Origin of the sequence: Anaerotruncus sp. AF02-27 (assembly GCF_003465835.1) — a bacterium.
Taxonomy (GTDB): domain Bacteria; phylum Bacillota; class Clostridia; order Oscillospirales; family Ruminococcaceae; genus Anaerotruncus; species Anaerotruncus rubiinfantis.
In genome coordinates, this window is sequence record NZ_QSBX01000037.1 from 1 (window position 1) to 14,137 (window position 14,137).

At 53.8% G+C, this 14,137-nt stretch carries 11 protein-coding genes; 8 read left to right on the forward strand and 3 right to left on the reverse strand.

Annotation, left to right across the window (positions count from 1 at the left end; all coding sequences use genetic code 11):
• On the reverse strand, positions 1-469 hold a 469-nt coding region (locus tag DWV16_RS19905; protein ID WP_370219415.1), incomplete at its 3' end, for a helix-turn-helix domain-containing protein.
• A 199-nt stretch (positions 470-668) separates the two neighbouring features.
• Here DWV16_RS19905 and DWV16_RS17265 point away from each other — a divergent pair.
• Positions 669-1,220, forward strand: a complete 552-nt coding sequence (locus DWV16_RS17265) for a hypothetical protein (protein WP_118480616.1) — start codon at positions 669-671, stop codon at positions 1,218-1,220.
• A 314-nt stretch (positions 1,221-1,534) separates the two neighbouring features.
• Here the strand turns inward: DWV16_RS17265 and DWV16_RS17270 are convergent, their stop codons facing one another.
• Together DWV16_RS17270 and gap are read right to left on the reverse strand one after the other, a co-directional pair.
• Positions 1,535-1,759, reverse strand: coding sequence for a hypothetical protein (locus DWV16_RS17270; RefSeq protein WP_118480618.1), 225 nt, complete (start codon positions 1,757-1,759; stop codon positions 1,535-1,537).
• Between the two features lie 165 nt (positions 1,760-1,924).
• Positions 1,925-2,935: a type I glyceraldehyde-3-phosphate dehydrogenase gene (gap, locus tag DWV16_RS17275; RefSeq protein ID WP_066453059.1), complete on the reverse strand. Its 1,011-nt coding sequence runs from the start codon at positions 2,933-2,935 to the stop codon at positions 1,925-1,927.
• A gap of 297 nt (positions 2,936-3,232) precedes the next feature.
• On the opposite strand from gap, the gene DWV16_RS17280 reads away from it, so the two are divergent.
• From DWV16_RS17280 to DWV16_RS17310, 7 genes are all read left to right on the forward strand, one after another.
• Positions 3,233-4,390 carry a sensor histidine kinase KdpD gene (locus tag DWV16_RS17280; protein WP_118480620.1) on the forward strand — a complete coding sequence of 386 codons (1,158 nt, stop codon included), beginning with the start codon at positions 3,233-3,235 and terminating at the stop codon, positions 4,388-4,390.
• A gap of 226 nt (positions 4,391-4,616) precedes the next feature.
• Positions 4,617-6,101 (forward strand): DUF1846 domain-containing protein, encoded by a 1,485-nt coding sequence (locus tag DWV16_RS17285; RefSeq protein WP_066453056.1) that lies wholly within the window; start codon positions 4,617-4,619, stop codon positions 6,099-6,101.
• Positions 6,102-6,345: 244 nt separating this feature from the next.
• The gene (locus DWV16_RS17290; protein ID WP_118480622.1) at positions 6,346-7,950 is read left to right on the forward strand and encodes a CTP synthase; all 1,605 of its coding nucleotides are present in this window, start codon (positions 6,346-6,348) and stop codon (positions 7,948-7,950) included.
• Between the two features lie 185 nt (positions 7,951-8,135).
• On the forward strand, positions 8,136-10,109 hold the full coding sequence (metG, locus tag DWV16_RS17295; RefSeq protein ID WP_118480624.1) for a methionine--tRNA ligase: 1,974 nt from the start codon (positions 8,136-8,138) through the stop codon (positions 10,107-10,109).
• A gap of 235 nt (positions 10,110-10,344) precedes the next feature.
• Positions 10,345-11,133: a TatD family hydrolase gene (locus DWV16_RS17300; protein ID WP_118480626.1), complete on the forward strand. Its 789-nt coding sequence runs from the start codon at positions 10,345-10,347 to the stop codon at positions 11,131-11,133.
• Positions 11,130-13,166 (forward strand): M28 family peptidase, encoded by a 2,037-nt coding sequence (locus tag DWV16_RS17305; RefSeq protein WP_118480628.1) that lies wholly within the window; start codon positions 11,130-11,132, stop codon positions 13,164-13,166. Before DWV16_RS17300 ends, DWV16_RS17305 begins: the two co-directional genes overlap by 4 nt.
• A gap of 279 nt (positions 13,167-13,445) precedes the next feature.
• Positions 13,446-14,072 carry an N-acetyltransferase gene (locus DWV16_RS17310; protein WP_118480630.1) on the forward strand — a complete coding sequence of 209 codons (627 nt, stop codon included), beginning with the start codon at positions 13,446-13,448 and terminating at the stop codon, positions 14,070-14,072.
• Positions 14,073-14,137 lie beyond the last annotated feature (65 nt).

The window sequence follows — 14,137 nt, forward strand, 5'->3', positions numbered from 1 at the left end:
CGCTCGCCGTCGCGCGCCACGGGCGGAAGGCCGGCGGCCATCTCACACTAAGAGCCGCCGATGGCGGTTGCGCTCGAAACGCTCGCTGCAGCTCGCAGTCCCCCGTGTACCCCCTTCTTCCGAGGTTCGCAGCACAGCAAAACCGAAAGCTTTGATCAAACTTTCCCGAAAGTTTGCGGGTTTTCAGAGTGGAGCTCTGAACCGCTCGCCGCAGCGAGCGGAAATCTGATCCTGTGAAGCGATTTTTTAGTTGGATTTTAAGCGCTTCGCAGATGTCAAATAGAATAGAAATCGAAAAGGATGACACCATGTTTGGAGCTTCGATATGGCTCAGATGTCCCCTGCTCATGTGTACGCGCTCGGCAAGCTCCTCTTGAGAAATCAAAGCCACCCCGTCCTTGTGGGACGGAGCGGCTCTCAAAGTCGGCTTCGCAAAAAATGTTTTCAGCGGAGATGTTGTCACACGCACGCTAAAAGACTATAATGGATTTAACCAGTTGATCCGCATTCTTGCAGATAAGAAGCCGACCACCTACGCCTACCGTCCTGATGGTCTGCGGCACAGCAAAACGATTGGCCCCGGTACAGATGCCATCACTCACATCCATCTTTGGGATGGCAATCATGCTAATATGATATTTAATTAGGATACTTAGGATGCGATGCACATGTTAGAACCAAATATATGGGATACGCTTAATAATCTTCTTGCAGCAATTGGTATGATAAGTATTGTCATAACGATCATCAGAATTGTATGGATATTTCTTGGCGGAGAAGAATGGGTAGACAATATAAAAATTGAAGAACTGCCTTTAACAGAGGATTTGGAAAATCGGATAGGTATGTACCCACAATATTATCCCGTCACTCCATGGGAGGCCACTGGCGAATATTGCACACAAAATTTGTTTATTCCACAAAATACAATCATTCGAAAAGCCAAACTGAAAAAAGTGAAGTTTGAAGAAATCAATGATGCGCTTAAATATAAAACCATTCATACCTTTGAACAGATTACACCGCACTCGCCAATTTGTCTTGTAATTGAGCGTACAGAGGCAATCCCAACCTATATGATAGAATGGAAAATTGAATACGGTGGAAAGGCTACCTATTATTTTTGCGATAATCTTAGAAATGGCGACAACTCGCTAAATGGTATCCAGTATCATTATGGGATATGGGCAAAAGTGCGAAAAGCACTTGATTTAAAGTAAGACATCTGAACAAACGCATGCTTCACCGATAGAAAATTATTGAGTTTATTGGAGGCTCGTTTAATGGTTACAGATATACTTATATATGTTACAATTATAGTTATGATTGCAATTGAACGTTATAAGTATATCCAAATGTTTGAAGATCCTAAAAAAAAAGGAGACTCTATATTCTGTATGGGTTAATATTTCTAGTAGGCTCTATAATTATAATAATAACCATTATTCAAAATCACATTTGAAAAATAAGTTCTGTTATAAAGACAGTACTACCATTTGCGTAGTACTGTCTTTTTTATATATTTTTAAATCACTCACAACCGGTGGCTTTCTGCCTGATTCCAGTTTTTCCAAAAAAACTTTTGAATGTAAACAGGCCGCGCTTCCTCCAGCGTTGTGGCGTTATAGCTCTCTTGCAAAAAGCGCAGCAGGTATCCAAAAAGCTTTTGATAATTGGATATGGCACGTTCCAAGCAGCGCTTACAGCGACATGAAAAACAGAATTCTTGAGCAAGTTCTTCCAGACGGTTTTGACACATAAAAACACCCATCCTCTTATCAAAATCCAAGAGAATGGGTGTTTTTAATTCTGGTTATTTTCCGAATCGTTGTTACAACAGCAGTAAGAAAAGCCCACTAGCCGGTGCAAAAACGATAAAGGAAGCCAGTGCAAATATGCCGTAAATCCGCTCTATAAGCTGTTCTTATTTCGCGTCAACGGAAGCCATGTGCTGGATGAGCATCAGGACCTTGTTGGAATAGCCCCACTCGTTGTCATACCAGGAAACCAGCTTGACAAACTTGTCGGTCAGCGCGATGCCGGCTTTCTCGTCGAAGATGGAGGTATGCGCATCGCCGATGAAGTCGGAGGAAACGACATCCTCGTTGACATATTCCAAGATACCCTTCAGGGAACCCTCGGAAGCCTTCTTGATGGCGGCGCAGATCTCTTCATAGGAAGCGGGTTTGGCCAGGTTGACGGTCAGGTCGACAACCGAAACGTCCAGAGTCGGAACGCGGAACGCCATGCCGGTGAGCTTGCCGTTGAGTTCCGGAATGACCTTGCCGACCGCTTTCGCGGCGCCAGTGGAGGACGGAATGATGTTGCCGGAAGCGGCGCGGCCGCCTCTCCAGTCCTTCTTGGACGGGCCGTCAACCGTCTTCTGGGTGCCGGTGGTGGAATGGACGGTGGTCATCAGGCCATCGACAATGCCAAACTCGTCGTTGATGACTTTCGCCAGAGGCGCCAGGCAGTTGGTGGTGCAGGAGGCGTTGGAGACGATGTTCATCTCTTTTTTGTAGGTCTCCTGGTTAACGCCCATGACAAACATCGGGGCGTCCTTGGAAGGCGCGGAAATGATGACTTTCTTGGCGCCTGCTTTCAGATGCGCCTCCGCCTTTTCCATGGTGGTGAAAACGCCGGTGGACTCAACCACATAATCAGCGCCACACTGGCCCCACGGGATGCAGGCCGGGTCTTTCTCCGCGTAGAATTTGACTGTCTTGCCGTTTACGACGATCGCATCGTCGGTGTAGCTGATTTCACCTTTGTACTGGCCGTGCACAGTGTCATAACGCAGCATGTAAGCGCAATAATCCGGAGTCATGAACGGGTCATTGACGCCGACAAATTCGATGTTCGGGTTATCCAAACCAGCGCGGAATACAAGCCGTCCGATGCGGCCAAAACCGTTGATACCAACTTTAATTGCCATTGGAATACGACCTCCTATATTTTGATATGCTCCTATTTTAATACACTTTCAGGAAAACTACAACAATTTTGTCAAAGAATAAACGATTTTCTTTATTTTTCTCAATCCACCATTTTTTATACATGGGTTTTTATTGAAAACAACCAATCTTTATACTATAATAATGAGACTATCTAATGTCGAATTCTGTCGAAAACAGTTCCTGCCCTTTCCAGTATTAGGCTGTCGTTCCTAGCACATAACCCGGCAAATCCTCCAAAAGATAATTTATATCAATCCGTTTGAAGGGGAAGTACGATGGATACGAGTCTGCAAAACGATCAGTTTCTTGACCGGCTGGTTCAAATGGCATCCACAGCCGGCCTTCCTTATGTTTTCACCGATGAGAATTTCAACATCATCTGGAGCAGCGAGGCCGCCCGCACTTCGCAGCCCTGTCTCAGCCTGCCGGACGGGGTTCATGTCCTGCTGGACGGGTATGATTTCGATCAGATCAGAGGGGAAATTGACGCCCACGGCGTATTTTCCACCGTCAATGACGCCATGTTTCTGCAGCGTTCGGTGACGGTCCTTCCTCTGCCCGACCAATCGGGCCATGCCCGCTATCTGGTACAGCCCTCTTTCTTCACCCGCCAGGGCACCGGCCTGCATCCGGAAGGCACGGCGCTCGCGCTTTCCGCGTTCGGCTCGCAGTACCGTGTTCCGCTCACCGCGATTTTCTCATCGCTTTCCCTGCTGCGGCAAAACGCCGAGCAGCAGGATGAACAGCAGCGGGGCAAAAGCCTCGAATACCTGCAATCGATCAATCAAAATGCCTATTTGATCCTGCGCGCCTGCGACTGGATGACCACTTATACCCGGCTTTCCCAGGGGCTTTGGCCCTCCCTTCCCCGCCGCGTTGAGATTTTCGGCTATCTGCGCGAACTCTTTGAGGCTGCCGCCCGGATTTCGGAAAGCGCCGGCATCCCTCTGACCTTTTCCATCCCAACCGAACCGCTTGTCATCTCCTGCGACCTTGCCAAGCTTTCGATGGCGATCCACAATATCCTCTCCAATTCCATGCGGTATACCCGTCCGGACAATGTGATCGAAGTCAAGGTCCGCAAAATCCGCAGTTATGTGAGCGTTTCAATCGTGGACCGCGGGCGCGGCATCCCCGCGAAGGTGCAGCCGCACGTGTTCCAACCGTATTACTCCTTCGACCCGTCCGGCCAGCCTTTCACCGGCAACGGCTTGGGGCTTGCCATCGCCAAGTCCTGTGTCGCCGCGCTGGGCGGCACCATCACTTTGATCAGCGAGGAAAATAAAGGAACCACCGTCCTTTTCACCATCGACGCCAAGGATGACCCGTCGGCGCCGGAGGCGGTTGAAAGCACTGCGGCGGAATATCTGTCCGATCGTTTTTCCACGCTGCGTATTGCGCTGTGCGACGCCGCCGTTCCGCCGCTGCGCTGAAGATTCCCGGAACAAATTCTGGCCGCGCGTCCGTTTTCCATCGGATGCGCGGCTGTTTTCGCCGGATATAAAAACTTTTTGCCATTCTTCCCAAACTTTCAACACTTTCCATATTGCAATTCTAGCCAAAAACAGGTAGAATAAAAAAATGTGTTAAAGGATTTGAAATGCTGCCGGACGGGGGTTATCTTTTTCCGGACGGCAATCATTGCGGGAGGCGGAGCGTGTGCACAGGGTCGGTTTTGACAACGAAAAATATCTGAAGCTTCAATCGGAGCACATCCGCCAGCGGATTTCCGCTTCCGGCAACAAGCTTTATCTCGAATTCGGCGGGAAACTTTTCGACGATTTCCATGCCTCCCGCGTGTTGCCCGGTTTCGCGCCGGACAGCAAGATGAAGATGCTGCTTCAGATGAAGGACAGTGCCGAAATCGTCATCGTCATCAATGCCTCCGACATTGAAAAAAACAAGGTGCGCGGCGATCTTGGCATCACTTACGATGTGGACGTTCTGCGCCTTATCGACGCGTTCCGCGCCATCGGCCTTTTTGTCGGCAGCGTGGTTATCGCGCAGTTTGCCGGACAGCCCGCCGCCGAAGCCTTCAAGCGCCGGCTCGAGCATCTCGGCGTGAAGGTCTATCTGCACTATCCGATCGCCGGATATCCGTCCAACATCCCGCTCATTGTCAGCGACGACGGCTACGGCAAGAATGAGTATATCGAGACGACCCATCCGCTGGTGGTCGTCACCGCGCCCGGCCCCGGCAGCGGCAAGATGGCAGTCTGTCTCTCCCAGCTCTACCATGAATATAAACGCGGGGTCAAAGCGGGCTATTCCAAGTTTGAAACCTTCCCGATCTGGAACCTGCCGCTCAAGCATCCGGTCAACCTCGCTTACGAGGCCGCGACCGCCGATCTGGGCGATATGAACATGATCGACCCGTTCCATCTGGAGGCGTATGGAAAGACCACCGTCAACTATAACCGCGATGTGGAAATCTTCCCGGTTTTAAACGCCATCCTCACCCGGATCGCAGGCGAGAGCCCCTATAAATCCCCCACCGATATGGGCGTCAATATGGCCGGGATGTGCATTGTCGATGACGACGCGGTTTGCGCGGCTTGCCGGCAGGAGATCATCCGCCGGTACTATCAGGCGCTTTGCGACCAGCGCATGGGCCTTGCGGAAGAAGGCAGCGCTTACCGGCTGGAACTGCTGATGAACCAGGCTGGGATCAGCGCGGCTGACCGTCCGGTGATCCAGGCCGCCAACGGGCGCGCCGCTGAAACAGGCATGCCCGCCGCCGCCATCGAACTGCCGGACGGCACCCTCATCACTGGAAAGACCTCCTCCCTGTTGGGCGCTTCCTCAGCCGCTCTGCTCAATGCTCTCAAATACCTGGGCGGCATCGGACACAATATCCACCTGATCTCCCCAATTATCATCGAGCCAATCCAGCATCTCAAGGTCGACCATCTCGGCAACCGCAACCCGCGGCTGCACACCGACGAAACGCTCATTGCCCTTTCGATTTCCGCCGCCACCAGCCCGACCGCCAAGCTCGCGATGGAGCAGCTCGGCAAACTGCGTGGCTGTGAGGCGCATTCCTCGGTCATTCTTTCACAGATCGACCGCAATATCTTCAAAAAGCTCGGTATTAACCTGACGAGCGAACCCCAGTATCAGACCAAGAAGCTGTACCACAAATGACGCGCTGCCCGGCCCGGCGCCTGAAGCGCCAGCTTTTGGATAAGGCGCAACAAAAAATCTAAATACACACCGCATATGCGAAACGCGCTTCAATGGGGAAGCGGAAAATGCAGGCCCAGAGTATGGGCGAAGTATCTTTTTGAGATTCTTTGCCCATACTCCGGATAGCAGATTCCCCCACTCGTTGCACGGTTTGGATGTGCGGTGTTTTTGTTTTTCCGATTAAAGTTTGGAGGTTAGGATTATGGCAACCAAGTATGTATTCGTCACAGGCGGCGTCGTCTCAGGTCTCGGCAAAGGCATCACCGCCGCATCCCTCGGAAGGCTGCTCAAAGCGCGCGGCTACAGCGTCACCATGCAGAAATTCGACCCTTACATAAATGTCGATCCCGGCACCATGAGCCCGTACCAGCACGGGGAGGTTTTTGTCACCGACGACGGCGCTGAAACCGACCTCGATCTTGGGCATTACGAGCGGTTCATCGACGAAAACCTTTCAGTCAACTCGAATATCACCACCGGAAAAGTTTATGGCTCGGTCATTCATAAAGAGCGCCATGGGGATTACCTTGGGGGTACCGTACAAGTCATCCCGCACATCACCAATGAGATCAAGGAGCGGATCTACCGGATGGGCAGCACCGGCTCGGATGTGGTCATCACCGAGATCGGCGGTACGGTCGGAGATATTGAAAGCCTGCCTTTCCTTGAATCGATCCGTCAGTTTGTCAATGAAGCGGGCAAGGAGAACGCCATCTATATCCATGTGACGCTGGTGCCGTACATCTCCGGCTCAAACGAGCTGAAATCCAAACCGACCCAGCACAGTGTCAAGGAACTGCTCCGCCAGGGTATCCAGCCGAACATCCTGGTCTGTCGCGCGGACATGGAAATCCCGGAGGATATGCGGCAGAAGCTCGCATTGTTCTGCAATGTCCGCAAGGAGGACATCATCCAGAACCTCACCCTGCCGACCCTTTACGAAGCGCCGCTCATGCTCGAACAGGAAGGGCTTGCGGACGCGGTATGCCACCATCTGGGACTCGAAAACCGCAGACCGGACCTCGTGGAATGGTCCGACATGGTAAAACGGCTCAAGAACGCCTACAGAGCTGTCACTATCGGCGTGGTCGGCAAATATGTCGCGCTTCCGGATGCTTATATCTCCATTGCGGAATCGCTCAAACACGCGGGCATCTATAACGATTCGAAAGTGCAGGTCAAACTGATCAGCTCGGAGGAGGTCACTGCCGAAAATGCCGCCGAAATGCTCGCTGGATGCAGCGGTATCCTCATCCCCGGCGGCTTTGGCGACCGCGGCATCGAAGGCAAAATCGCCGCCGCACAGTATGCCCGCGTCAATAAAATCCCCTACTTCGGAATCTGTCTTGGCATGCAGATTTCGGTCATCGAATTCGCCCGCAATGTGCTGCATTTTGAAGGCGCCAACTCCGCTGAATTCGATGTGCAGCCTCCCTACCCGGTCATCCACATCATGGCCGAACAGCAGGAGATCACCGACAAAGGCGGCACCATGCGGCTTGGACTTTATCCCTGCAAACTCGCAGAAGGCAGCATCGCCCGTTCGTCCTATTCCGACGAGCTCATCTATGAACGGCACCGTCACCGCTATGAGTTCAATAATCTTTACCGCAGGGACTTTGAAGAACACGGCATGAAAATTTCCGGACTTTCCCCGGATCAGAAACTGGTCGAAATCGTCGAGATTCCCGGACATCCCTGGTTTGTCGGCGTACAGTTCCATCCTGAATTCAAGTCCCGCCCAAACCGCCCGCATCCGCTCTTCGCAAGCTTTGTTGCCGCCGCGCTGGCGCATTCTGAAAAATAACTGTACGGCCTCCACCGGTTACGCCGCCGCGGAATGGAAAATACCATGGGATTGTAAGGACAGCTCTTTCGTCCGCAGAGTGCAAGAAAAAGGCAAAAAGAGTGGAAGGAACTGTTCATTCCGCTCTTTTTGTGGTATACTATATTATTATCACCAAACTAACTGCATTCGAGGAGGAAATCCACATGGATGGAACTGGAAAGACCTTTTATATCACGACACCGATCTATTACCCTTCGGACAAGCTGCACATCGGGCACAGCTACTGCACTGTCGCCACCGACGTGATGGCGCGTTACAAACGAATGCAGGGCTTTGACGTGATGTTCCTGACCGGCACCGACGAACATGGCCAGAAGATTGAACAGAAGGCCGAGGCCGCGGGCGTTACGCCGCAGCAGTATGTTGACAACGTGGTGGCGGGAATCAAGGAGCTGTGGAAACTTTTAAATATTTCAAACGACCGTTTTATCCGAACCACCGACGACTATCACGAGGAATCCGTACAGAAGATTTTTAAGGCGCTCTACGACAAGGGCTATATCTATAAGGGCTCGTACAAGGGCAAATACTGCACCCCGTGCGAATCTTTCTGGACGGAAAGCCAGCTCCAGGACGGCAAATGTCCCGACTGCGGACGCGATGTGGTCGACGCCGAGGAGGAAGCCTATTTCTTTAAACTTTCCGCCTTTCAGGAGAAGCTCATCAAGCTTTACGAGGACAATCCCCATTTCATGGAGCCGGAAAGCCGCATGAATGAAATGGTGAATAACTTTATCAAACCCGGCCTTGAGGATCTCTGTGTTTCCCGAACCACCTTCAAATGGGGCGTGCCTGTCACCTTTGATCCGAAGCATGTCGTCTATGTCTGGGTCGACGCGCTTTCGAACTACATCACCGCGCTTGGCTACGGCAACGAAAAATATCACGATTTTGAAAAATATTGGCCCGCCGACGTACATTTTGTCGGCAAGGAGATCATGCGCTTCCACACGATTATCTGGCCGGCCATGCTGATGGCGCTCGACCTGCCCCTGCCGAAAAAGGTTTTCGGCCATGGCTGGCTGCTGCTCGAAGGCGGCAAGATGAGCAAATCCAAAGGCAATGTGGTCGATCCGGTCGTGCTGGTCGAACGCTACGGCGTGGACGCCATCCGCTATTTCCTGTTGCGGGAATTCCCGTTCGGTTCGGACGGGCTGTTCTCGAACGAAGGGCTCATCAACCGGATCAACGCCGACCTCGCCAACGATTTGGGAAACCTTGTTTCCCGCTCGGTCGCGATGGCGGAAAAATACTTCGGCGGCACGCTCCCCGCGCAGCGCAAAGCCGAGCCGCTTGATGATGAAATCATCGGCATGGCAAAGGCGCTCAAGGAAAATTTCGAGACGCAGATGGAATCCTACGCATTCCAAAACGCTCTGATCGAAGTCTTTAAGCTCATCTCCCGCACCAACAAGTACATCGACGAAACCGCGCCATGGGTGCTTGCAAAGGACGAAGCCAACAATCCCCGCCTCGCCACGGTACTCTATAACCTGCTCGAATGCGTGCGTATCTGCGGTATCCTGCTCACCCCGTTTATGCCCGCCACCGCGCCGAAGATCTTTGCACAGATCGGAGCCGCGGACGGCATCACCTCCTACGAATCCGCCGGAACGTTCGGGCTGCTGCCCGCAAATGTGACCGTCCATAAGGGCGAAGGGCTCTTCCCGCGCATCGACGTTGCAAAGGAACTCGCCGCGCTCGAGGCTGCAAAACCCGCGCCCAAGCAGGAACCGAAAGCCGCCCCCGCCAAGCAGGAGACTCCGAAGCAGACCGAGGGGGTTACGTCGCTCATTGCGATCGACGATTTCGCCAAGGTTCAGCTGCGCATTGCGAAGGTGGTTGCCTGCGAGCCGGTCCCGAAGGCGGACAAGCTGCTCAAGCTTCAGCTCGATGACGGGACCGAAACCGGCCGCCAGGTTGTTTCGGGTATCCATCCCTGGTATGAGCCGGACGCACTGGTCGGTAAAAAAGTGATTGTGGTCGCGAACCTCAAGCCCGCCAAGCTGCGCGGTGTGGAGAGTAACGGCATGATCCTCGCGGCCGACGCGGGGGAAAACGACGTGAAAGTCATCTTCGTGGACGACGCGGTCCCCTGCGGCTCGACCGTCCGCTGAAAGGTTTTGACTGTCTTTGGGTCTCAACCGATCATTGAAAAAAGTTTGCTTCAACCTTTTTCAAAAGGTTGCGGGTTGTCAGGGCGGCGCCCTGATGCGCGCGCCGCAGCGCGCAAGAATCTGATCCTGTGAAGCATATTTTAGGGGTTTGGGGGATTTTTACAAGAGAAAAATCCCCCAAAGACTTGGCCGCCGCGATGCATTTTGCGGCGGCCCAACTTTTGGAGGTCTTTGCATGTACCAGAACATCTTTGACACCCACGCGCATTACGACGACGAGCGGTTCGATCCCGACCGGCACGAGGTGCTCACCGCATTGCCAAAGAAGGGGGTCTGCGGCGTGGTGAACGCCGCAAGCGACATGAAAACCGCCCGGACCGGAATGGCACTCGCCGAACAGTACGATTACCTCTACTGCGCCGTGGGCATCCATCCGCATGCGGCGGACGAATTCACCCCTGCCGATCTTGCGTCGCTCGCCGCGTGGAGCAAGCATCCGAAGGTCGTCGCCATCGGGGAAATCGGCCTTGATTACCACTACGATTTCTCGCCGCGCGACACCCAGCAGGAGGTTTTTGCGGCACAGATCCAACTTGCGAACGATCTTGGCATGCCGATCGTCGTGCATGACCGGGAGGCGCACGCGGACACGATGGAGCTTTTGCGCCGTTACCGGCCCAAAGGCATCCTGCATTGTTATTCCGGCAGCGCCGAAATGGCCAAAGAGATCCTCCGGCTCGGCATGTATATCGCGTTCGGAGGCGCGGTGACCTTCAAAAACGCCCGCAAGACAGTGGAGGCGGCAGCGGCGGTGCCGCTCGACCGCCTGTTGGTCGAGACCGACTGCCCGTATATGACGCCGGAACCGTTTCGCGGCAGGCGCTGTGACTCCGCCCATATCACCTATACCGCCGAACGGCTCGCCGAAATCAAAGGCGTCTCCACACAGGAGCTGCTCGACGCTACCTGCGAAAACGCAAAGGCCGTCTACCAACTCAATGAAACAGGAAGTGACCGTATATGACTCTTGCGCAGGCTCAAGAAGCATATCTCTCCACAATGGATATCGATTACTCCTACCAGCTGGCAAAGTCGATGGAGCAGTTCCGGTCAAATCCGGCGCTCGGCTACCGCACCGCCGGTTCCAGGGCCGAGTTTGAAACCGGCGAGATGCTTTTTCATGAGATGCGCCGGATCGGCCTGCAGGAAGTTGTCAAAGACCCATTCACCCTTGACACCTGGGAATTTGAACGCGCCCGGCTTTCCTTTACAGACGAAAGCGGCACTCACCAATTTGAGCTTGGCGGCTACCAGACCAATTTTAACACCCACGGCCCGAAGGATTTTTCGATTCTCTACGCCGGGAAGGGTACCGAAAGCGAACTTTCCGGCCTCAATGTGGAAGGTAAGCTGGTGCTCATTGATATCAACCAGCGGGACGAATGGTGGATCAGCTATCCGGTCTATCAGGCGCATCTGCGCGGAGCGGCGGCGGTGATCGCCGTACAGCAGAACGGCTACGGCGAGGTCGATTCCGCCGCGCTCAACGCCCAGAATATCTGCTCGGTCGCGGATGCGCCCGCTTTCTCGCTTTCGCAGGCGGACGCGCGCGTCCTCAAGGCCTGGCTTATGACGCGCGGCGGTGAAGCGGCCGTTTCCTTTGACGCCAAATCGGTCGTCGGGTTTGACGGCATCTCCTACAACATCGTTGGGAGAATACCCGGACGCGATCCGGATGCGATGGTACTTGTCAGCGCTCACTATGACAGCTACTTCTCCGGATTCCAGGACGACAATGCCGCGGTGGCCCTGATGATGGGCATTGCAAAGGCAGTTGTAAAGAGCGGCTACCGCCCGGAAAAGACCCTTGTTTTCTGCGCGCTGGCCGCCGAGGAGTGGGGCGTTTCAAACAGCAAGTATGACTGGTCGACCGGCGCCTACAATCAGGTCTTCCGGGTTCATCCCGAATGGGCCGGCAAAGTGATTGCCGACATCAATTTTGAGCTGCCCGCTTATGCGCATGACACACAGGACGTGATCCGCTGCGTTTGGGAACTGCAGCCGTTTTTGCAGTCCTTTGCCGCGGCCGTCCCGGACGTCACCCACCTGTTCCCGGACGGGCTTTCGGTCGCCAGCCCGGCGCTTACCTGGTCGGACGATTTTTCGATGTCGATTGCCGGGATTCCCTCGCTGGTCAACGACTTTGCCGAAGGCAGCTTCATGGAAACTCACTACCATTCCCAATTCGACAACGACGACGCGTACGACCCGGAAATCTACCGGTTCCACCATGCGCTTTACGGCTGCCTGCTGCTTTGGTTTGACCGCTGTGCCGTCCCGCCTCTTGACTTTATGCCGCGCCTTTCCGCGCTGCGGGACAGCCTTGCCCAGGGACCCTGCAGCAGCGCCGAAACAGCGCTGCTGTCCGCCGCGCTCGATGCGGCGGACACCCAGGCGGCGCTTTGCCGCAGCCTGGTGCAGGGCCTCAATCACCGCTATGCCGACGCGCTCGACGACGGAGACTATGCCACCGCTGAAATCCTTTATCGCGGCTCGCGCGAACTGAGCCAAAGACTGCTCGACGCCTTCAAGCACTGTGAGGACGGCCTTGTACGGCTCGGATGGCACGATGAGGTGCTTTTCCCGCACGCGTATGCCCAACGCAATCTGGCCCTGCTTGCGGGCGCTCTGGAGGCGCTCAAAGCCGGCGACGCGGCACGCGCGCTTGACTGTTGGCTCATCCGGGTAGATACCAACTGGTACGCCTGCTATTTTGATGAACAGACCTGCCGCCACTTTGTCGATTATGTCCTGCAGCAGCCGCCTGAGCGGCTCATGTGGGGCGCGGGGCGGGTTCCGGGACTTTGCGCGCTGTTTGGGACAATGCGATCGCTCATGTCCAAGCGGGACGATCCCCAAGCGGACTTTACCGCTGAAATCCGCGCAGTAAAAGAGCAGATTGCATCCCAGCAGGAACTGTACCGGCAGAGCTTGCTCCACGAACAATGTGTTATCAAAGCCCTGGCTCGAAAATTGGAGAAACTTGTGAAATCTTGAGAAAAACGACGCAAACACGAGAAATTAAAAGCATTCGGAAAATTGCAAGCAGGAGGTTCCGGGCAATTGCAACTCCGCGCGGCCGGTCGGGTTACAACCAGTTTGCAAAATAATTGTGCAAGGTATACAATGAAAACAATCCAAGGTCACAGTTCCATCCGGCAAAAAAGCCGCGCATATTATGGCGCAGAACAGAACCAGGGGTGGAATTATGAACTAGCATTACTCACCAAGCCAACGAACATCCAAATCGGTAAATTGATAAAGGTGAGTGAAATTTTGAAAACCGACCAACTATACCGCGTGGAGAAAAGGGATATCGAAAAGCTGAACGGCCTTCTGACCGAATGCTTCAGCAAGGACCCTCTCTATTGCCAGCTGATCCCGGAAAAAAAGGTACGTCAAAAACTGCTGCCGGAGCTTTTCAGCTGTGACCTGGATGAACTGTTTGAAAACTGTGAGATTTTTGCGGACAGCAAGGATCTGAACGGCATCATCATCGTCTCGGATGAGACCGAACCTTACAACCCGATCAAGTATTATGCCGTGGAACTCTATTACGCCCTGAAATCGGGCGCTTACCTGCTGCGCGACGGAGCGTCCCTCGAAACGCTCTGGAACTTCATCAAAGGCAAGGAATACCTCAATTCGGAATGGACCGAGGACATTGGCACCGACCGCCGTATGCACATCATCTATTTTGCCGTCCGCCCTTCGATGCGCGGCAAAGGTATCGCCACCAAACTGATGCAGACGGTGATCCAGTACGCGGACGCGCACCGGATGGCGCTGTCGCTCGAAACCCACAATGAGAAAAATGTCGGGATGTATGAGCATTATGGCTTCCGGCTTTTTGAGATTGTCCAGAAGCATTTCGCGCTCAAGCAGTTCTGCATGGTCCGCTAGACGAAACCAGACAAAATGAGACAAACCGGGAACCCGCAACCGGCGGGTTCCCGGTTTCTTTTTTC

What these genes read in the sequence shown, in the direction of transcription:
- gap (WP_066453059.1), bottom strand. Translation starts at nt 2,935, where the DNA reads ATGGCAATTAAAGTTGGTATCAACGGTTTTGGCCGCATCGGACGGCTT.
- DWV16_RS17280 (WP_118480620.1), top strand. Translation starts at nt 3,233, where the DNA reads ATGGATACGAGTCTGCAAAACGATCAGTTTCTTGACCGGCTGGTTCAA.
- DWV16_RS17265 (WP_118480616.1), top strand. Translation starts at nt 669, where the DNA reads ATGTTAGAACCAAATATATGGGATACGCTTAATAATCTTCTTGCAGCA.
- DWV16_RS17290 (WP_118480622.1), top strand. Translation starts at nt 6,346, where the DNA reads ATGGCAACCAAGTATGTATTCGTCACAGGCGGCGTCGTCTCAGGTCTC.
- DWV16_RS17305 (WP_118480628.1), top strand. Translation starts at nt 11,130, where the DNA reads ATGACTCTTGCGCAGGCTCAAGAAGCATATCTCTCCACAATGGATATC.
- DWV16_RS17270 (WP_118480618.1), bottom strand. Translation starts at nt 1,759, where the DNA reads ATGTGTCAAAACCGTCTGGAAGAACTTGCTCAAGAATTCTGTTTTTCA.
- metG (WP_118480624.1), top strand. Translation starts at nt 8,136, where the DNA reads ATGGATGGAACTGGAAAGACCTTTTATATCACGACACCGATCTATTAC.
- DWV16_RS17300 (WP_118480626.1), top strand. Translation starts at nt 10,345, where the DNA reads ATGTACCAGAACATCTTTGACACCCACGCGCATTACGACGACGAGCGG.